The organism is Edwardsiella ictaluri ATCC 33202, from assembly GCF_000264785.1.
Lineage (GTDB): Bacteria > Pseudomonadota > Gammaproteobacteria > Enterobacterales > Enterobacteriaceae > Edwardsiella > Edwardsiella ictaluri.
This window is the reverse complement of the sequence record NZ_AFJI01000100.1, coordinates 102,531-122,659: the sequence shown is the minus strand read 5'-3', so window position 1 is coordinate 122,659 and position 20,129 is coordinate 102,531. Positions and strand designations below refer to the sequence as shown.

Genomic DNA, 20,129 nt, shown 5'->3' with positions numbered 1-20,129 from the left:
GCGGGTCGCCGCTCGTCATAATGGGTTAATAGTTCCAGCTCAGGCTAAAGCCAAACGTCACCGGGTCGGTTTTGAACCCCGTCGGTTTAGAGAGGGGGAGCCCGGTAAACAGGTCATAACTGACACCGACGGAGGAGACGGCACCGCGTACCCCCAGAACCGAACCGGCCAGATGACGGCCCGTCAGGTCGCTCAGCGTGGTGCTGTTGCCGCTCACCTCCGCGTAGTCCGCCCCCAGATACAGCTCCTGCGCAGGCAACGGTGTGCGCCAGGCCAGCGTATTCTGTACCGTCCAGCCGTTGGTGGCGCTGAGCGTACGTTCACCATCAAAGCCGCGCACCGTCCAGCGGTTGCCAATGGAGAACTCATCCTGCGGCGTGAGCGGCGTATTGCTCATTTGTCGTCGCCAGGTGGTATTCCAGCTGAACGCCTGCCCGGCGAGCGTAAAGGGCACAGTGACCGACGCATTCCAACTGAGGATTTTTGATAGCGCGGTCACGCCACCATAGTCGTCCCACTGCTCTTCCGGTGCCGGCAGAGCGCCGAACCAGCGCGTACCGCGCTGATAACTCGCCCCCACATCCAGCGTTGCCCCGCCCAGATAATGATGGTGGGTTAACCCCAGCCGCCAGGCGCTGGTACGCCGCTGCTGGTCACCGATTTCAACGTTACTGATAAAATTGCGGGTTTCGCGCACCAGTACGTCATAGGTGGCGATGGTTTTTGAGGTGGCGTTACGATGCATCACGCGGCTGAGCTGCACATCCAGCGAACGGCTTTTACCCGCATACAGGATATCGGCATTGCGCCCCGCAACGGTCTGATGATAGTCATAATCACTGGCGGTGATGCCCAGCAGCCAGTAACCAAACGGCACCGAATAGTGACCGGACAGGCTTTTGTTGCTTTTCCCGCCGGTAAACCCCAGGTCCCGGCTGGCAGTGACGTAAAGCAGGTCGGAAAACGAGGTCGGATTATCCAGCGCCAGCATCACGCCGCCCTGGTAACGACCGGTATCCCGGGTGCCGGTGTCATCGACCCAGGCACCGACACGCCAGAAGCGTGACTGGGTGCGCTCTATCAGAATATCGCTTTCCCCCGGTGCCTCACCCGGGTGGAGGGCCATCCGGGCGGTCACCGTCGGCAGCCGCTGCAGATTCTCCAGCCCCTGTTCAATATCCCGCACGTCCAGCAGGTTGCCTCGACGGGCTGGCATGGCGGAATACAGGCTGAACCGGGATGACGATGAAGGCGTCAGCTGCACATCCCGCACGATCCCCGGAACGATACGCAGCTGCAGCACCCCACGGCTCAGGTCCTGTTGTGGTGCCAGCACCCGGGATGTCACCCACCCATGGTTGATCAGCCGGTTTTGCAGCGCACTCATCAATAGATTGATGCCCTTTACCCCCACGCAGTGCCCCACAGCCTGATTCGCCAGACGCGTGAGCGGAATCCAGTGCGGCAGGGCATCCTGCCCGGTCAGCGTTACCTGGTTAATCGCAAAGCAGGGCGTTTCTTCAGGAAAGATCAGATGAGAGGGAGAGGGTGCGTTCTCAGAAAGGCGGATGTCCGGCGCTTTTGGCGTCAGGGCATCATTGCGGGCTTTTTGCTGCAGCTCCTGCTGCTGAAACTGCCGGGCGGCATCCTGTTGCAGTCGGCTTTCCTCCCCTGGTGCCGCCAGTACACCCGGCACCGTCCAACCACCCAGTATCCCCAGCCATAGCGACCGGACTGATAAGCGCGGCCTGAGTCTTCCCTGCATGTATAATCCCTGAAATAGTCACTGTGATAAAATGTAAGCAAGCGTGTATTATCCACAGTCATTGATCAAAAAACAACCAAACAAGGTGCATAACTGACCACCGCAGGGATTCACGTTCTCTGAAAAGCCGATAATTGAGGCGCGGTGACCCGGTCAGGCCGCTTTTGAGTCGCAGGTTTTCCTGATGTTATCGGGAGCGGTTGCCGGAAGAGGATGGCAGCGACATCGTGGGGGCGTTCGGCAACACCGGCGAGGCGCTGGCCGTCTGTTGCATAATCTCGCTAATCTTCTCAGTAATATCCGGTTCACGTAAGATACGCCGGCTTCGCGCAAATGCCCGGCGTTATACGCCCGGGAAGGGAGATCCAGGTCAGGGCCGTGTAAAACGTCAATTTGTCGCTGGTATCTCTCCCGCCATATGGGGCATTGGATGCCGTCAATAGGACCATTCCCGCAGGGCAGACCTGCAACGCATGCATACAGGCCGGAACCATCACACCCGCGGCGACTTGCCATACACCATCAATATCCGCTGCCACCAATACACGCATCGCCACCAGCTGGCGACGAAATCGCACAACGTCTTCATATCTCACCGCTGGCGGTATGCGAGAAGAGGTTTTCCGCCTTTCCCGGTCATAGGGGTATCGCGGTGAGTCTCCTCCCCATCATGACCGCCTGCAGCGCGCTCACTGCGACGGACAGGAAAAGCAGGCAGCACTCCCCCAACACTGACAGAAAATACCGGAAAAACGTCTGTCAGCCGTGACTGTTTTGGCCATTCTGATGGGGGATAAGCCGCGCAAGATAGTGCAGATCTACAGTTACCGGATGCAGATGGTGCAGAATTTTCGGAATGGGAAACGTGGGCGTTATGAACTGAGCCGGGGGAGATATGCGAATACCCGCGCGGTGTCTGATCTATAGCATCATTATATGATTCACGGGGTATGGCCCCGAAAAAATATAAGCGGGCAGTGTGAAGTCGGGACGGATGTTGTCGTATCTGACGTTGAGTGAACATGCGCACCGTCAGTCACCGGAGAAACTGTCGGGGATAACCCCCGACAGGGTATACGCTGAGATAGCGCGGGCCTACAGAAACATCACCGTAGTGCACTGATAATGTTTCCGGGGAGCCGTCAGGCCTGTCGGCTCCTTTTTATCTGATTGACGCCACCATGCGGCCCGTGCCGCCGCCCCTTACAGGCTCTGGGTGAAGGTACGGGTGATCACGTCGCGCTGCTGCTCCGGAGTCAGGGAGTTGAAGCGTACCGCGTAGCCGGACACACGGATGGTCAGCTGCGGATACTTTTCCGGATGCTTCACGGCGTCTTCCAGCGTTTCACGGCGCAGCACGTTAACGTTCAGGTGCTGACCGCCTTCCACGCGCACGCTCGGCGCGACGTCCAGCTCCACGTCACGGGATTCGAATGCGCCCAGCTCGTCCAGCGCGACCATCTGATCCTCAGCGTAGCCACCCTTGGCGCACAGGCAGCGCGCGGCGCCTTTCTCTGTGTCCAGCAGCCAGAAAGAGTTCAGCAGGTCAGCGTTGTCAGCCTTGGTGATCTGAATACCTTTAATCATTTGTTGCCTCCAATTGAGATAGAGCAAAAATCGGCCAATTCGGTCATGGTGCCAGCCCCACCGGCGGGCCATTTGGTAAAACCAATGTTGTCTTGATGTGTTATATACCAGTTAAACAACCCATGTTCTTTGATCTAAATCAATTTTATTTGGCTTGGTATTTTTACCATATTGGCAAATTTATGTTTTACATCAATTTTGATAAAAATTGCCATAAGGTAAAAAGAGGGGGTTTTTGCTAAGGAGACGGCGTGAAATGCGCCGCTGGGCGGTTCCCCTGCTAGCGGGGACAGGGTAAGCTACCTTTAAGGCAGCCCAAAGCCGCAATGCACCGGAAAACCGGGCGCGCACCGGCGCTGCAACCACATGAGAATCAACGAATAAAAACAAAGGAAGTACAGATGACCACGTCACTCACCTGGCATGACGTAATCGGTGCCGAGAAAGATCAGCCCTATTTCCGCGACACACTGACCTTTGTTGCCACTGAGCGCAGTAATGGTAAGACCATTTATCCTCCGCAGCAGGATGTGTTCAACGCATTCCGCTTTACCGAGTTCAACGACGTGAAGGTGGTGATCCTGGGGCAGGATCCCTATCATGGCCCGAATCAGGCGCACGGCCTCTCCTTTTCGGTACTGCCCGGCGTGCCGACCCCGCCCTCCCTGCAGAATATGTACAAAGAGCTGAAGAGCGACATCCCCGGCTTTGAGATCCCCAGCCATGGCTATCTGAAAAGCTGGGCCGATCAGGGGGTGCTGCTGCTCAACACCGTACTGACCGTCGAGCGCGGCCAGGCGCACTCTCACGCCCAGTTGGGCTGGGAGCAGTTTACCGATCGGGTGGTTGAGGCGCTGAACAGCCAGCGCAGCGGCATCGTCTTTCTGCTGTGGGGCGCCCATGCCCAGAAGAAGGGACGCATCATCGATACCCAGCGCCACCGCGTGCTGAAGGCGCCGCACCCCTCCCCGCTGTCGGCTCACCGCGGCTTTTTGGGCTGCAGACACTTCTCCATGACCAACCAGCTGCTGCAGGAGCAGGGGATGGCACCCATCGACTGGCAGCCGCACCTGCCGCAGGATGAGGCGCAGGCATAAAAAAACCAGCCCGCGGGCTGGTTTTTGCGCCTATTCTGAACCGAATCAGCCTTTCGAGACTGCGACCATCGCCGGGCGGATCAGGCGACCGTTCAGGGTATAGCCTTTCTGCATCACCATCATCACCTGGTTCGGCGCATGATCCGGGGAGGCCATCATGGTCATCGCCTGGTGGACCTCAGGGTTGAACGGTACGTTCACCTCCGCCACCTGCTCCACGCCAAACTTACGCACGACGTCCAGCAGGGATTTCAGGGTCAGCTCCACCCCTTCGATCATCGATACCAGCTCAGTGTTGGACTTATCGGCAAGCTCCAGCGCGCGCTCCAGGTTATCGATCACCGGCAGCAGCTCCCCGGAAAACTTCTCCAGCGCGAACTTGTGCGCCTTCTCGACATCCTGCTCTGCGCGGCGACGGATGTTGTCCACGTCGGCACGGGCGCGCAGCATAATTTCACGCTCATGCTCCCCCATGGCCTTCAGCTGGGCCTCCAGCTCTGCAATGCGGGCATCACGCGCGTCCGGCTCCACACCGGCGCCCTGAGTCTCAGCCTGAAGCGCTTCGTTTTCAACCTGTTCTACGTTAGCCGGCTCTTGCGTCATGTTTTGTTGTTCACTGCTCATGGAATTCTCCGCGGTTTTTGGCATTTATCTCGCTACTTGGCTTATTATGGGGATGAAAGTCGGCGATTCAAGAGAGCCGGGCATAATGGGCGCCATTCTATCGCCCGCATCAGGCTGAGATCCGCCAGCGGGGCGCCAACGCAGCCCGGACGATGGTGCACAGCCAAGGGAAACCGGAACATGAACAAACGCTTTGAATCCATTGGGCTGGTCGGTCACCCGCGCCACCCTGCCGCACTGGCGACCCACGAGATGCTGTTTCACTGGCTGACGGGGAAGGGCTACCCGGTGATCGTGGAGCGGCAGATCGCCCGCGATTTAAAGCTACAGCATGCGCTGACCGGCACCCTGGCCGACATCGGCCAACAGGCCGATCTGGCGGTGGTGGTCGGCGGCGACGGCAATATGCTGGGGGCGGCGCGCATTCTGGCGCGCTATGACGTCGACGTCATCGGCGTCAACCGGGGCAACCTGGGCTTTCTGACCGATCTCGACCCGGACAACGCCAAGCAGCAGCTCTCCTGCGTGCTGGAGGGAGAATATAGCCGCGAACGCCGCTTTCTGCTGGAGGTTAAAGTCTGCCGCGACGGACAGATGCACCGGCGCAGTACCGCCATCAACGAAGTGGTGCTGCATCCGGGCAAAGTGGCGCACATGATCGAGTTTGAGGTGTACATCAACGACACCTTCGCCTTTTCCCAGCGCTCCGACGGACTGATCATCTCCACACCGACCGGCTCCACCGCCTATTCACTCTCCGCCGGAGGCCCTATTCTGGCCCCCACCCTGGACGCCATCGCCCTGGTGCCGATGTTTCCCCATACCCTCTCGGCACGCCCGCTGGTGATCGACAGCAACAGCAAAATTCATCTGCGCTTCTCCCACTTCAGCAATGAGCTGGAGATCAGCTGCGACAGCCAAATTGCGCTGCCCATTCAGCAGGGAGAGGAGGTGATCGTTCAGCGCAGCCCGTTTTATCTGAGCCTGATCCACCCTAAGGATTACAGCTACTTCAATACCCTCAGCAGCAAGCTGGGCTGGTCAAAGAAACTGTTTTAGCCGGGCATACGGCGCGGCGCGCAAATATTTGCGCCGGGCACTTTACTGGATAAAAAACCAGTTTATACTGGCATTAAATACAGTAGTGTGATTCCGTACAGGGGAATACCCATGCTGACGCAGCTGACCGTCGCCAACTTTGCCATCGTCCGTGAACTGGAAGTCGACTTCCAGCGCGGAATGACCGCCATTACCGGTGAAACCGGTGCCGGGAAATCCATCGCCATCGATGCCCTGACCCTGTGTCTGGGGGGGCGCAGCGAAGCCGCTATGGTACGCATGAATATGCCGCGCGCCGATATCTGCGCCCGCTTCTCGCTGGCCGATACCCCCTCTGCCCGCGCCTGGCTGGAGTCCAACCAGCTCGACGACAGCAACGAATGCCTGCTGCGCCGGGTGATCAGCGCCGACGGACGTTCACGCGGCTTTATCAACGGTACCGCGGTTCCCCTGTCCCAGCTGCGCGATCTCGGGCAACTGCTGATCCAAATCCACGGTCAGCACGCGCACCAGCTGCTGCTGAAGCCGGAGCACCAGCGCCACCTGCTGGATGCCTACGGGCAGCAGCACACCCTGCTGCACGAGATGCGGGCTGCCTACCGCCAATGGCACCACAGCGTGCGCCTGCTGGCCGACCATCGCCGCCAGATCAGCGATCGCGAGGCGCGCCGCGAGCTGCTGCAGTACCAGCTAAAAGAGCTGAATGAGTTTGCACCGCAGCCCGGCGAGTACGAACAGATCGACGAGGAGTACAAGCGCCAGGCCAACAGCGGCCAGCTGCTCAGCCTGAGCCAGCAGATCCTGGCGGCGCTCTGCGACGGCGACGACGGCAACGCCCTGAGCCTGGTACACAGCGCGCGCCACAGCCTGGGCGAGCTTATCAGCTACGACGCGCGCTTTGCCCCGCTGCTGGAGATGCTGGAGGAGGCGGCGATCCAGATCGACGAAGCCGGCAACGAGCTACGCCACTACGGCGATAGCATTGAGATGGATCCCGCCCGCCTGCAGCAGCTGGAGCAGCGCCTGTCGCGCCAGATCGCGCTGGCGCGCAAGCATCAGGTGGCGCCGGAGCAGCTGCCGCAGCTTCATCAGCAGCTGCTGGAAGAACTGCACGCGCTGGATCGTCAGCAGGATGATGAAGCCCAGCTTGAGGACACCGTGCGCCAGCACCATCAGCAGGCGCTCAGCCTGGCACAGCGCCTGCACCAGCAGCGCAGCGCCTGTGCTGCAGAGCTGTGCGGCCAGATCAGCGCCCGCATGCAGGAGCTGGCCATGCCCCACGGCAGATTTGCCATCGACGTTACCTTTACTCCCGATGCGCTGACCGTCGACGGCGCCGATCGCATCGAATTCCGTGTCACCACCAACCCTGGCCAGCCGCTGCAACCGCTGGGCAAAGTAGCCTCCGGCGGTGAACTATCGCGCATCGCGCTGGCCATTCAGGTGATCACTGCCCAGAAGATGGATACCCCTGCGCTGATCTTTGATGAAGTGGACGTCGGCATCAGCGGAGCGACCGCCGCCATCGTCGGGCGCCTGCTACGCCAGCTGGGTGAATCGACCCAAGTGATGTGTGTGACCCATCTGCCGCAGGTGGCCGGCTATGGGCACCAGCACTACTACGTCAGCAAAGAGACCGACGGCGAAGAGACCGAAACCCGCATGCGGGCACTGAATAAAAAGGCGCGGCTGCAGGAGCTGGCGCGTCTGCTGGGCGGCAGTGAGGTCACCCGTAACACCCTGGCTAACGCCCGCGAACTGCTGACCGCCTGAGAACCGCCGACGGTGCGGGAAAAACGCATAATCCGGGAACCAATTCCCCGCGCCGTTGCCTATACTCCCGTCGGCGTGGTAATCTCGACGCCCAGAAGATCCTGCACCAAGATGCAGAGTCGTGCCGCAGCTACCCTGGCTTTGTGTCCAAAAGGAATGAATTAACTATGCGTTGTAAAATGCTGACTGCCGCTGCCGTGGTCTTGGTTATGCTAACCGCAGGCTGCGCCACCGTGGAAAAAGTGGTTTACCGCCCTGATATCAACCAGGGCAATTATCTGACGGCGACCGACGTTGCCAAAATCCACCGTGGCATGACGCAACAGCAGGTCGCCTATACCCTGGGTACCCCACTGTTACAGGATCCCTTCGGCAGCAGCACATGGTACTACGTATTCCGCCAGGAGCCGAGCCACGAGGGGATAACCCAGCAGACCCTGACCCTGACCTTTAACGCTAGCGGTGTGCTGACCAACATTGAAAACACCAAGAAACTGCCGGATGGCAGCAACGCATAAGTATTAACGGCAGTAAAAATAAGGCGCCCATAGCGCCTTATTTTTTTGCCCGCTCAGCGCGCTGGCGCCGCAACTCACGCGGATCGGCGATCAGAGGGCGATAGATCTCCACCCGGTCTCCGTCACGCAGCGGATCCTCCAGACGCACCGGGCGACTGAAAACCCCCACCTTATTCTTACCCAGATCGATCTCGCTGCGCTGCGCCAGCAGCCCGGAGCGCTCAATAGCCTGCCCAACGCTGCTGCCCTGCGGCAGAGTCAGGCGATGCAGATACTGTTTTTCCGGCAGTGCGTACACCACCTCGATGCTCATCTCAGACACGGTAAACCTCTTTAGCCCGCAGGGTAAACGCCTGCACCATACTGCCAGCCAACTCCTTAAATATCTTGCCAAAGGCCAGCTCAACCAGCTTATTGGTAAACTCAAAATCCAGATGCAGCTCCACCTTACAGGCCCCCTCCCCCAGAGGAGTAAAGCACCAGTCCCCCATCAGGCGGCGAAATGGCCCCTCGATCAGCTGCATCTTAATATTACGGTTGTCCGACAGCGTATTGCGGGTAGTAAAGGTTTTACTGATCCCCGCCTTACAGACATCGACCGAAGCGGTCATGCTCTGCGGCGAACTCTCCAGCACCCGGCTGCCGACACAGCCCGGCAAAAAGGCTGGATAGGCATCAACGTCGTTGACCAACTGGTACATCTGCTGCGCGCTGAACGGCACCAGCGCGGAACGGCTAATCTGCGGCATATTAATTCCCGGACAACATAAACCGAGGCATAATACCATTTATTGCTAGACAGAGAGAATTGGCTTACGCACACTGGATGCCGTCCAGGGATCCGTGGCCATTCCCGGCAAAAAGTATTCATTCGCCGCTCGTAACAGTATAATGACGCTACTATGACAAAGAAAAAAGCATACAAACCGGGTTCGGCAACCATTGCCATGAACAAGCGCGCGCGCCACGACTACTTCATTGAAGAAGAGTTCGAGGCCGGGCTGTCGCTGCAAGGCTGGGAGGTCAAATCCCTGCGGGCCGGCAAGGCCAACATCAGTGAAAGCTATATTTTGCTGCAAAACGGCGAGGCGTTTCTGTTTGGCGCCACCTTTACCCCGCTGAACGTGGCCTCCAGCCACGTGGTGTGCGATCCGACGCGCACCCGCAAGCTGCTGCTCAAAGAGCGCGAGCTGGCGAGCCTGTTCGGCAGCGCCAACCGCGACGGCTACACCATCGTCCCGCTGTCGCTGTACTGGAAGAACGCCTGGGCCAAGCTGAAGATCGGTGTGGCTAAGGGTAAGAAAGAGCACGACAAACGCGACGACATCAAAACCCGCGAATGGAAGCAGGACAAAGCGCGAATTATGAAAAACGCCAACCGCTAACGCTGGCGCAGCGGCAGTAAACTCTGGTATACTGCCGCCTACACACTTGGGCCTGATTCTGGATTCGACGGGATTTGCGAAACTCAAGGTGCATGCCGAGGGGCGGTTTGCCTCGTAAAAAGCCGCAAAAAAATAGTCGCAAACGACGAAAACTACGCACTCGCAGCTTAATAACCTGCGCAGAGCCCTCTCTCCCTAGCCTCCGCTCTTAGGACGGGGATCAAGAGAGGTCAAACCCAAAAGAGATCGCGTGGAGCTCCTGCCTGGGGGTGAAGCGTTAAATCCAATCAGGCTAGTTTGTTAGTGGCGTGTCTGTCCGCAGCTGGCAAGCGAATGTAAAGACCAGACTAAGCATGTAGTACCGACAGCGTAGTAATTTCGGACGCGGGTTCAACTCCCGCCAGGTCCACCAAAATTCTCCATCGGTGATTACCAGAGTCATCCGATGAAGTCCTAAGAGCCCGCACGGCGCAAGCCGTGCGGGCTTTTTTGCGTCTGTCGTTGTCCGAGTACATATGGCTCAATCCGGTGATTATTGGTATACGTTTAGGTATACGCTATACTGTGGTCCATTAAACGTGTACCAATTATGGATGGGATCCAGAGATGGCGCGCATCACTCGCCCCCTCACTAACAACGAGATCCTCAAAGCTAAACCCCGCGAGAAAGACTTTACCCTGCATGATGGCGATGGCTTGTTCTTACTCGTCAAAACCTCTGGTAAAAAACTGTGGCGTTTCCGTTACCAACGTCCAATAAGTGGAAGCCGAACAAACTTAAGCCTCGGCTCATACCCTGCCCTTACGCTCGCAGCAGCTCGCCAGATACGCGACCAGCATTTAACAACCCTCGCGCAAGGCATAGATCCTCAACAACAGCAGGAGCAAGCGTCAGAACAACGTCAGATTGAGCTGGATAGCATTTTTTCAACTGTGGCCGCTAACTGGTTCCAGATTAAAAGCAGAACCGTCACCGAGGATTATGGGAAAGACATTTGGCGCTCACTAGATAAAGACGTGTTCCCTGCGATCGGAGCAATACCAGTGCAGGATCTTAAAGCTAGAACGATTGTCGAAGCACTGGAGCCAATAAAAGCGCGCGGTGCTCTGGAGACTGTTAGACGCTTAGTACAGCGTATCAATGAAATAATGATCTATGCGGTCAACACTGGGCTAATTGATGCTAACCCATCATCCGGCGTAAGAATGGCTTTTGAAAAACCCAAAAAGCAAAGCATGCCAACCCTGCGGCAGAAGAATTGCCTAAGCTGATGCGTTCGCTAGTCATGTCAAATCTGTCTGTTCCGACTCGCTGTCTTATTGAGTGGCAACTCCTGACGCTCGTTCGCCCTTCAGAGGCTTCAGGCGCACGATGGGCAGAGATCGATCTCAATAAAAAGCTCTGGACCATTCCAGCAGAAAGGATGAAGGCCAAGCGTGAGCACATTGTTCCTTTATCGCCACAGGCGTTAGATATACTGGATGTGATGAAACCAATCAGCGCTCACCGAGAACATGTTTTTCCCAGCAGGAATTGTAAATAGACCCGTTTTAGTTCCATGCATTTTTTGAGATCCCGGCCACGCGGTTTTGTTCGTCTGACAGGCTTCAGAGGCCTGCTGTAAGGTCAGGGTGGTCACGGGTTGTCTCTCCTGATTAGTGGCGGAGCGGCGAGCTGTAGCAGCCTTTTACCCGACGGGGCGCAACGGAGGCTGTCGGCACCGGCGCGGTTTTTTCATCGACGACCGGCTAACGTATCACTTCAAATATGGACTCATGCGTTTTAAATGTCGCCGAGCAGGGCACATTCTGGCACTGCAGGTAACTTTCTTTGACGCTCTCAGACATATAGCGGCTGGTGCGAACGTGGGCCGCCGTGCGGCCAAAAGTTCGATTTATTTAGCAAAGCCTCTGATCGTTTGGAGTAACGTCCTATTAAGATAGGCTCTTAGTTATAGCATATTTCACCGCATCACATGAATTTACCAGTCCATATCCAAACCAAGGGCTCCATCCTTGCCCATCAAATTCTCCGCGAATATATTCAGATACAACACCATCACTGAACCGTATTGCTTTATGTTTTCCACAAGAAAATATTGTGGTTGGGTAAGATGAAAAATTCAGATGCTTTGACGCTGTTGATTTTATTATTGATGCAACATCTGTGGCATAGAGATTTTTATTTGCACTAATGACCAATCCTGCCACACCACCAACTATTGCAGCAGAGCCAGAGGTTCCTTTAAAATTATTAGTCATACCAGTAAAATCAGCGGAACGTGTGGTTAAGCCTTTTTCAGAATATAGTTTAGCCCCAAAGCGATGTTTATTATTAGAAGGTGCGCATATAGATATCCCAGAGCCATAACATGAATAATGCGATCTTTTCCCATAACAGTCGACTGATGAAACCATCAGTACATTATCAATATTTACCAGGCTATGATGAAAATATTTTGATGCCCTACCATCATAAAAAAAACCGTCATCTTTTACTATACCATCAAAAACAACAGATGTATCTGAATAGTAATCAATTGGACATCCTGAGTTACCAGCAGCCCATATAAATAATATACCTTTTCCCCTGCGCCCACCACTTCGCTCAAGAGTCCTAATCATACTTACAGTCTCTTCATTAAAATTCATAATAGGTAACCTTGACCAACAGTTAACAAACACATCAATTTTATCTGACACAAATAAAAGCATTTGTTGAAAACCATCTTGGGTTATAGAAAATCCATTATTGAATCCCCAACGAATTGGAAGAAGTCGACATCCAGGAGCAACACCTAAAGGAAGGGTTAATGATAACGGGGATGCAATAATACTGGCTAATGCAGTACCATGTCTAAAACCACTAAGATACATATTATTAAATAATCGTCTTGGTGTCCCCGTTACTAATTTATTACCATCAAAAAAAGCTGCGGCGATAAACTTATTACTATAATCAGCATCAACAGCAGAGAGAAGACAGCCATCATCAGCGAAACCGATAACAACACTATCGTCACCATATCCATCCAATAACTCCCATGCACCAATATTTTTCACATTACAATATCCAAAACCACCGCCATGTAAATGCCATTGTGCATGGTATTTCGCATTACTATTAAAGTCCATACACACTCCTTTATTATAAACTAGCCTGAAGCCTCCAAAGATGATAATATATATTTTTATGCTCAATAAGTTCACTGTGCGTCCCCTGCTCAATAACAATACCATTGTGTAAAACAATAATACGATCTACATCCATTATGGTAGATAATCTGTGTGCAATAATAATAACCGTTTTCTCCTCCATATCCTTATCAATTGATAGTTTGATACTCTCCTCAGTGATTGAATCAAGTGATGATGTCGCTTCATCAAATATAAAAATAGGAGAGTTTCTTAATATCGCCCTACAGAGTGATAGACGTTGACGCTGCCCCACAGAAAGCTTGGCGCCATGAGCACCGACAAGTGCACAGATACCTTTATTCTTACCATCAAAGGCATTAACAATAAATCTCAACGATCTTGATTTCTTGGCGGCTTGGAATATATCATTATTAGATGCACCAGCACAGCCAAATGTAATATTTTCATAAATTGTTCTATTGAACAACGTATTGTCCTGGCTTACTATGCTGAAATTACTCCTCAAGTCACCTTTGTCAAAATCACGTATATCAACTCCATTTAAATATATAGAACCATTATCTGGCTCATAAAGCCTGAGCAACAAATTAATTAGCGTTGATTTCCCAGCGCCAGAACTGCCAACAATCGCTACTTTTTCTCCCTGCCGTATATGTAAGTTTATTCCTTTTATTATTGGATTATCTATTTCATAGCCAAAAACGACATTTTTGAAAACAATACCTCCATTTGTATCCAGACACCCTACTGGATCAGTATTTTTTAGCATCCTATCATCATGTTGTATAAAATTAATTGCTGTCTGAAAAACTCCTATCGATCGCATTACACTAGTAATTTGCGACATCAAGTTAAATAGAAGTGTCTCCAATCTAAAAACTAGACTAAAAATAACAGATATCTCTCCAACAGAGATCGCATTCGCCCTCCATGCAGCAACAGCTAATACACTTATTACTACTATACCAATAGAACTAATTATAACCTGTAACGTCTCTGATACCGTAATCCACCTCAGGAAAACAACTGTTTTAGAAATAAACACACTAAACTGTCTAGATAAAAAACGATTGTTATTACTATTTGCGGACAATGCTTTTACTATGTAAATATTAGAAAATGTATCGACAAAATGTCCATTTATAATATTTGATGCCTTTGCGGATAGACTAGAACTAGACTTTATTTTACGGGCATACTTTAAAGAAATCGATATATATACAAATATCCAAAAAATAATTGACACACCAAAGTAGAGATCAAGATAGCTTAGATAAGCAATAGCAATACATATATACACGCAATTTGACCAAATAACTTGCAAAGAGGTTAATAACACTTCGCCAATCGCCTGACCTGATTGCCATATTGCTGATGATATTTTACCTGCATGCTCTCGTTTAAACCAATCAAGTTCATTCTCCATAGCTCTGATATAGAGAGCCCAACGAACCATTGGGATAAATTTTGCTCTAATTGTCTGATCGCAAAATAATCCAATAACAAATGACAAGATTGGCCTAACGATAGCACACATAAGGAATACAAAAAAAAGCAGCTGATCTAATGATAGAAATACGGAAAACCTTATTGTTGATTTGCCCATCATATCAATAATTAATCCAACAGAGTATATAATGACAATATCAACAATAGATTTCACAAGGCCTAACATACCTATTATGCAGATCAGCCACTTAATCTTTGCTAAGAAATAACAAATAGTCAACCGTTGCTTTAACGCATCATTATCGGATTCTAAAAATGGCTCCAGCAACCCCTCAAAGTATTTAAATATACGCCGCATCATTTATATAAACACCTGATATTATTATTCAATATTAATAACAACATAGAACATCATTAATATACTATATAGTTACAGCATAAATAACGTGTTACCATCCAAACCCTCCCATCCCAACACCTCCCCTACAGCAAAGAAAATCAAAATTCCCCTCCGTCTCATCCTCTTCAATTGATATGAACTTAACTTCATCCTCAGTTGTTTTTTCACTAATATCATTTTTCTCTATGCTTTCAATATATTCAACATTCATTTAACACCTCTTTATTATTGAATAAATGACAATGACTGAACTCGATGTAGCCACATCAACTCAATGCTTCTTTGATACTAAATTTCAGCAACTCTTTAGTAATATAACAGATAGAGCTTTTTTTATTTATCTCGCCATTATTAAGTCGTGCAGATAAACATCCTGATGCACAACTCCATTTGGCAAAACAGTATTTACACTCTGAAAAATAGGAAACATCAATATTTTTAATCTCCTCCACCTTCATTAGGTTAAGCTCAATTTTATCCTGTGTAATATTGCCTATATGGAAAAGATCATACTCAAAACCATTATTTATGCTATACCTATGACATCCAACAATGCTTCCATTAGATGTTACAGAAAACTCCACATTACAAAACCGCCTAGATCTTCTCCATATATTAGTCATCATTTTACAAGTTACTAGTATTCCATAACGCCTCCCTAGTTTATAAGCATCAATGAAATTATTAACAAAATCCTGCTGACGCGGGAGCACCATCTTATTATCACTAGCTCGACCTATATCTGCGATTGGCTCAAAGCGTATTGCCTTAATGTTGGTGTATTTATTCGTATATTCAACCATTTCCTTCATACGGTCAGATCCAGCAATGGAAATGGTTGTCCTGAAATGACAGGGGATATTATATTGAGATATGACTTTAGCACTATGCATAACACGACCATGTGAGTTTTTTCCATTTGGAAATGCTCTGCTCATTTGTAGATCAGGCAAGATATCGCATGATAAAGTGACATATTGAATATTTTCAGATAGCCATCTGATTTTATTTTTAGATAATGCAATACCATTAGTTATAAGCCTTATCCAGTGTTTAACACCTGTCTCATTAGACTTAAACTTTATATAGTTAGTAATCCAAACAAGAAGATCCCATTCAGTCGTTGGCTCGCCACCACCAAGAAATCTAAACTCAGCACACTTGTGTTTATGTGATTTAGCATTCTCAACTATAAAATCAACAGCAATTTTTGCAATACCTTTAGTCATCGCCGGGTAGGTGGAGACTTGAGATGCTCTCGCATAGCAGTAATTACATGATAAATTACAATTTTCAGTTAATAATAACGTAGCCTCTACTGGTTTAAACTCTATAACATTCTTATTTATCTCATCTAACCGCCCCGCCTCACCGATCAATCCTTTGCTCTTTAAATTAATAACCAGTATGCTTTTTTCCTCAACGCCATCAAGAGGGACTTTATTTTTTAATTTATAAAGAACGTCAATGTTATTGTGGTTTGTTTTTACTGCATAACCTCGCACAGGAAAATGAATATAGAAAAAACCATCATTCCCATCAAAGAAATACATTTCCGTATTGATTAGCGTCTCCATAAAAAATCCTCGATGAGTTTATTTAAGATTCAAATCATAAATAAATGTAATGAGTTCTTTAGGGATATTTTTCTTAATAGAGTCATATCGCTGTATCTTTTCAGTATGCCTTTTATTTAATAAGGCATGTAAATGAAAGTGCCATATTGATGCATTGACACCAACGCTTATATTATGCGGGAAACATATCCCGCAATGGCGAGTTGTATTTTTAAAAAAACATCTCACTGATTCAGACTCTATGTATCTAACACATAAACTCCGTCTCCAAATTCTAACATGGGGATCATACAATACTACGCCTTCATTTAATTGATATACCTTATTTTTTGCTGAGCATATATCATAAGGATTATTTTTCACAGTAAAGCATGAACACACTACAGCATCATATTTATAAAAATGGTTGACTATGTATTCATAGCCATTTACAGCATAAAAATCATCAGCGTCATGCTGTAGAATCCATTCAATATCACCTCGTTGCTCTATGGCTTGTATCGCAAAATTTCGAGCCGATACTTGATCATACCCACCATCAGTCACACTAATATCAAACCCTCGTCCATAATTCCTCGTGTATATAATAATCTTATCATTTAGAATAAACTCACTATCGTATGATATATCTGTCACAACTATGATGGCACATAATACATATCTTGAGTTGATTGAGTTACTAATCGTTGCCAATGCAATAGCTAACTCCTCACTACACGTAGTGCAAATAATACCAACCCCACTCATTATATCTCCAGACAATCACCCCAACGTCACCATATAACTCTATTGAACAACGTATAAAAGTGATCCAGCTCTATATTTTGTAATCCATACCAAAACATTTGGCGTGAACTCATTAAGCAGCGATTGAAAATAAAACCAATCTTATGTGACAAGCAAAAAAAATAACCCATATAAATCTATTACAGCAAAACTGACTCGCGCCTCTCTGCCAAAAAGTACGGATGGGGCTGTAGCCCTATGATATAGGCTGATACCGTTGCCATCGCTGGGTGGCGCAATAGCGCCTTCCTTATCTCCCGCCACCGGCCTTCCATCTCGTTCAGCGGGAAGGCGCTCTCACCTGACGCGACGTCAGGTGCCGCGCTGCCGGTAATCCACGCAGCACAATTTCGATGGCATGACGTTGGCCGTTATGTGACGCTTCAACGCTTCATTGGCGCTCGCAGGGGGGCGCTCGGGGATGGATGTCTGGACTTTTCGATACCCTGCAGGCGGCTTCGGTTATACCGCCGGTGCGCTACAGCTCATTACAAAAATACCGTTTATATAACATGGAGAAATAATAACTTGAGTAACCCCACTTCAATCAGACAATATTCAAACAGGTTAAGTTAACATCAAAGATTAACGCTATAATGCATTGAATACGTGAGGTTCAAAGAGCCGCCCATCTCACCCCATGGTACCTTTCCCCCCTTTACCTACCCTTGCCAGCGTGATAGCGTCACACAGCATTAACCCGTTCGCCGAATACGGCGGCAGGGCCGAATAAAGGCATCATCTGCGGCCGAGGCCTATTCGGCGCATCTTTTCTTCATCGGTGGATAAAACTATGAGCGTCATTTACGTTGTGGTGTTGACCTATATTAAACCCCTGTCCGAAATCGATGCGCAGATGGCGGCGCATATCGAGTGGCTGAATCAGGGCTATGATGAGGGGGTTTTCCTGACCTCTGGACGACGTATTCCGCGCAGCGGCGGAGTGATCCTGGCACGCAGCGATACGCTGGAGGCCCTGCAGGCCAGACTGCAGCGCGATCCCTTTCAGCAGCATGGGCTGGTCGCGTCCGAGATCATCCCCTTTGAGGCCAGCCGCTGCGCCGATACGATCCGGGGGCTGTTGGCATAGATGCCTCGCTCCGATTGTCGTCGTTGACTGTACTGACAGGGCGGCCTCTGCTTTCCCATAAACAGCGCCACCGACAGGTGGCGTTTGGCGATATGGAGACATAATCCACTGGTTGGTAGCCGGAGAATTATCGATACAAGGCGATAGCCTCGATCCCGATCAGGGTATCCTTCGGCAGACGGGCAACCTCGACGCAGGAGCGCGCCGGAAACGGAACGCCGTGATCCGTGAAAATACCCCATAGGCTGCGTTGATGCAGGTTAATAATCAATGTAGTTAATATGATATCTCCTATCGAGGATCCGTTTTTAATCATATTAAGCGCCAGCATCTACGTCGATCCGGTGATAACAATGCAGGAGCAAACCGTACTCTGCCATATGCTCATTCCCGCACCGACGTAAAACGGAAAATCATCTCTATCCGACTGAGTATTGTTTGCTTTCCATATTGACATCCATTTTTCTGCGCTAATTTTTCAATTGTTTTTGTGTCATGATGCTAATGATTTCTTTATCGGTGAAACGCATCGGTTTTATTACCAGACGGCACAGATTCTGAATCGACTCTTCCACATCGTGAGCTACGATACCGTCATTTTTACCGGCGCAGTGGTTTTGGCGCGCCATAAGCACCGATTTGAAGGCGCTCATGGTGGTCGTGGAGACTTTCATCGCACAGCTGTTAGAGGCGCCGTCGCAGATAATACCGCTGACATCGCTGATCATGTTGGTAATCGCCTGCCCAATCGCCTGGAAGCTGTGGGTAAACAGCCAGGCCATACCGGCTGCCGAACCCATAGCAGCCGTAGAGGCGGCGCACAGTGCGGACAGACGGGTATAGCGCGCATGAATCGAGATTGCTACCAGATGGGAGAGCGCCAGCGCACGGGCCAACTCTTCATCGTTAACCTTGAGGTGGCGAGCCACCGTAACGACCGGCATAGTCGCAGCAATCCCCTGATTACCTGAGCCAAAGTTAGACATGGCCGGAAGCGGTGCGCCGCCCATACGGGCATCAGAGGCAGCCACGGTGTCGATCTGCACCCGGGTCATCAGCGAATCGCTCATCATCCCCTCATCAATGGCGGCAGAGAGCGTCTGGTTAATGTTCAGGCCATAGGGCTGAGCTTTGCCAGCCTCCGACAGGGTACCGTTAAGTTCAGCGGCCTGCAGAATAAACGCCAGTTCATCAAACGGTGCCTGATTAACATAATCAAAGGCTTCACGCAGCGTAAACAGCGGCAGCTCACCCGCTGTATCCTCCTTGCCGCGCGATTTCTCCACAGCGACGGCCTCACCGTTCAGGTACAGTTCGGTCACGTTGGTATGACTGCCATCCACCACGATACGGCACTCGTTATGCTCGCTGCACAGGGTCAAATCCAGATGGATAAAGTCCTCGGTATCAACAGCACCGATATTAACCCTACCGCAGGCAACCATCGTTTTCGCCTGTTCAACGCACGTATCGTCGATCCCTTTTAAGGTTTCCAGGCCACGACTGGCATCCCCCCCGAGGGCACCGATGGCCGCTGCCAGATTAACCCCACAGCAGGTAGTACCGGGGATGGTTACCCCCATCGCGTTTTTATACAAATTTTCAGAGATGGTGCCGTTAATGGTCTCAACCGACTCCCCCAAGAGCCGCTGGGCATAGGCAGCCGCATAGGCGACGGCGACCGGCTCAGTACAACCCAGCGCCGGCGCAACCTCTTTTTTCAGCCATTGAACGAATAACGGTAGCGCTGTAGTAGACGTAGTCATTGTTATGTCCATCAAGAGTAAAAAGCAAATTCACTGATAAATACTCTATAGGAATCCACAGGAAATAACTTTCCATAATCACACCGATTATTGG

The 20,129-nt window shown here is 50.7% G+C and carries 19 protein-coding genes, 1 other RNA gene and 3 pseudogenes; 9 read left to right on the top strand and 14 right to left on the bottom strand.

The window, feature by feature from the left end:
* Window positions 1-25: 25 nt before the first annotated feature.
* Complete coding sequence (locus EIEH_RS15330; RefSeq protein ID WP_015872298.1) at window positions 26-1,765, bottom strand: ShlB/FhaC/HecB family hemolysin secretion/activation protein; 1,740 nt, start codon at window positions 1,763-1,765, stop codon at window positions 26-28.
* Between the two features lie 694 nt (window positions 1,766-2,459).
* On the opposite strand from EIEH_RS15330, the pseudogene EIEH_RS19860 reads away from it, so the two are divergent.
* Window positions 2,460-2,888: pseudogene (locus EIEH_RS19860) on the top strand (IS4 family transposase); the annotation flags it as partial.
* Window positions 2,889-2,968: 80 nt separating this feature from the next.
* On the opposite strand, the gene grcA reads toward EIEH_RS19860, so the two are convergent.
* The gene (gene grcA / locus EIEH_RS15320; RefSeq protein WP_015872299.1) at window positions 2,969-3,352 is read right to left on the bottom strand and encodes an autonomous glycyl radical cofactor GrcA; all 384 of its coding nucleotides are present in this window, start codon (window positions 3,350-3,352) and stop codon (window positions 2,969-2,971) included.
* A gap of 401 nt (window positions 3,353-3,753) precedes the next feature.
* Between grcA and ung the strand changes: the two genes are divergently transcribed.
* Entirely contained in the window at window positions 3,754-4,449 is a 696-nt protein-coding gene (ung, locus tag EIEH_RS15315; protein WP_015872301.1) for a uracil-DNA glycosylase, read from the top strand.
* Between the two features lie 45 nt (window positions 4,450-4,494).
* Here ung and grpE read toward each other — a convergent pair whose 3' ends face one another.
* A complete protein-coding gene (gene grpE, locus EIEH_RS15310) occupies window positions 4,495-5,073 on the bottom strand; it encodes a nucleotide exchange factor GrpE (RefSeq protein ID WP_015872302.1) in 579 nt (192 codons plus the stop codon).
* A gap of 180 nt (window positions 5,074-5,253) precedes the next feature.
* On the opposite strand from grpE, the gene nadK reads away from it, so the two are divergent.
* From nadK to bamE, 3 genes are all read left to right on the top strand, one after another.
* Window positions 5,254-6,132 (top strand): NAD(+) kinase, encoded by an 879-nt coding sequence (gene nadK, locus EIEH_RS15305; RefSeq protein WP_015872303.1) that lies wholly within the window; start codon window positions 5,254-5,256, stop codon window positions 6,130-6,132.
* Window positions 6,133-6,243: 111 nt separating this feature from the next.
* Window positions 6,244-7,905 (top strand): DNA repair protein RecN, encoded by a 1,662-nt coding sequence (gene recN, locus EIEH_RS15300; protein ID WP_015872304.1) that lies wholly within the window; start codon window positions 6,244-6,246, stop codon window positions 7,903-7,905.
* Window positions 7,906-8,072: 167 nt separating this feature from the next.
* Complete coding sequence (gene bamE, locus EIEH_RS15295) at window positions 8,073-8,423, top strand: outer membrane protein assembly factor BamE (RefSeq protein ID WP_015872305.1); 351 nt, start codon at window positions 8,073-8,075, stop codon at window positions 8,421-8,423.
* 37 nt (window positions 8,424-8,460) lie between these two features.
* Here the strand turns inward: bamE and EIEH_RS15290 are convergent, their stop codons facing one another.
* The gene (locus tag EIEH_RS15290) at window positions 8,461-8,745 is read right to left on the bottom strand and encodes an RnfH family protein (RefSeq protein WP_035610137.1); all 285 of its coding nucleotides are present in this window, start codon (window positions 8,743-8,745) and stop codon (window positions 8,461-8,463) included.
* Complete coding sequence (locus tag EIEH_RS15285) at window positions 8,738-9,172, bottom strand: type II toxin-antitoxin system RatA family toxin (RefSeq protein WP_015872307.1); 435 nt, start codon at window positions 9,170-9,172, stop codon at window positions 8,738-8,740. The genes EIEH_RS15290 and EIEH_RS15285 overlap by 8 nt, the downstream gene beginning before the upstream one ends.
* Before the next feature lie 153 nt (window positions 9,173-9,325).
* Between EIEH_RS15285 and smpB the strand changes: the two genes are divergently transcribed.
* From smpB to EIEH_RS15275, 3 genes and pseudogenes are all read left to right on the top strand, one after another.
* Window positions 9,326-9,808: an SsrA-binding protein SmpB gene (gene smpB / locus EIEH_RS15280; RefSeq protein ID WP_015872308.1), complete on the top strand. Its 483-nt coding sequence runs from the start codon at window positions 9,326-9,328 to the stop codon at window positions 9,806-9,808.
* Window positions 9,809-9,856: 48 nt separating this feature from the next.
* Window positions 9,857-10,220: a transfer-messenger RNA gene (ssrA, locus tag EIEH_RS18075) on the top strand.
* 194 nt (window positions 10,221-10,414) lie between these two features.
* A pseudogene (locus EIEH_RS15275) lies at window positions 10,415-11,343 on the top strand (phage integrase central domain-containing protein); the annotation flags it as partial.
* On the opposite strand, the gene EIEH_RS19400 reads toward EIEH_RS15275, so the two are convergent.
* The 7 genes and pseudogenes from EIEH_RS19400 to EIEH_RS19140 form a co-directional block, all read right to left on the bottom strand.
* Entirely contained in the window at window positions 11,278-11,448 is a 171-nt protein-coding gene (locus tag EIEH_RS19400; protein ID WP_015872310.1) for a hypothetical protein, read from the bottom strand. The pseudogene EIEH_RS15275 and the gene EIEH_RS19400 sit on opposite strands and share 66 nt — an antisense overlap.
* Window positions 11,449-11,464: 16 nt before the next feature.
* A pseudogene (locus EIEH_RS18070) lies at window positions 11,465-11,656 on the bottom strand (ogr/Delta-like zinc finger family protein).
* Window positions 11,657-11,743: 87 nt separating this feature from the next.
* Window positions 11,744-12,943, bottom strand: a complete 1,200-nt coding sequence (locus tag EIEH_RS18065) for a S8 family serine peptidase (RefSeq protein WP_081490054.1) — start codon at window positions 12,941-12,943, stop codon at window positions 11,744-11,746.
* 13 nt (window positions 12,944-12,956) lie between these two features.
* Window positions 12,957-14,777, bottom strand: a complete 1,821-nt coding sequence (locus EIEH_RS15265; protein ID WP_015872313.1) for an ABC transporter ATP-binding protein — start codon at window positions 14,775-14,777, stop codon at window positions 12,957-12,959.
* A gap of 88 nt (window positions 14,778-14,865) precedes the next feature.
* Window positions 14,866-15,027, bottom strand: a complete 162-nt coding sequence (locus EIEH_RS19320; RefSeq protein ID WP_015872314.1) for a hypothetical protein — start codon at window positions 15,025-15,027, stop codon at window positions 14,866-14,868.
* A gap of 55 nt (window positions 15,028-15,082) precedes the next feature.
* A complete protein-coding gene (locus EIEH_RS15260; protein ID WP_015872315.1) occupies window positions 15,083-16,393 on the bottom strand; it encodes a radical SAM/SPASM domain-containing protein in 1,311 nt (436 codons plus the stop codon).
* 18 nt (window positions 16,394-16,411) lie between these two features.
* Entirely contained in the window at window positions 16,412-17,140 is a 729-nt protein-coding gene (locus EIEH_RS19140) for a glycosyltransferase (RefSeq protein WP_133175606.1), read from the bottom strand.
* Between the two features lie 832 nt (window positions 17,141-17,972).
* Here EIEH_RS19140 and EIEH_RS15255 point away from each other — a divergent pair.
* Entirely contained in the window at window positions 17,973-18,269 is a 297-nt protein-coding gene (locus tag EIEH_RS15255) for a YciI family protein (RefSeq protein WP_015872318.1), read from the top strand.
* A 127-nt stretch (window positions 18,270-18,396) separates the two neighbouring features.
* Here the strand turns inward: EIEH_RS15255 and EIEH_RS19990 are convergent, their stop codons facing one another.
* Entirely contained in the window at window positions 18,397-18,585 is a 189-nt protein-coding gene (locus EIEH_RS19990; protein WP_256594395.1) for a Rid family hydrolase, read from the bottom strand.
* 154 nt (window positions 18,586-18,739) lie between these two features.
* Complete coding sequence (locus tag EIEH_RS15245; RefSeq protein ID WP_015872321.1) at window positions 18,740-20,035, bottom strand: L-cysteine desulfidase family protein; 1,296 nt, start codon at window positions 20,033-20,035, stop codon at window positions 18,740-18,742.
* Window positions 20,036-20,129 lie beyond the last annotated feature (94 nt).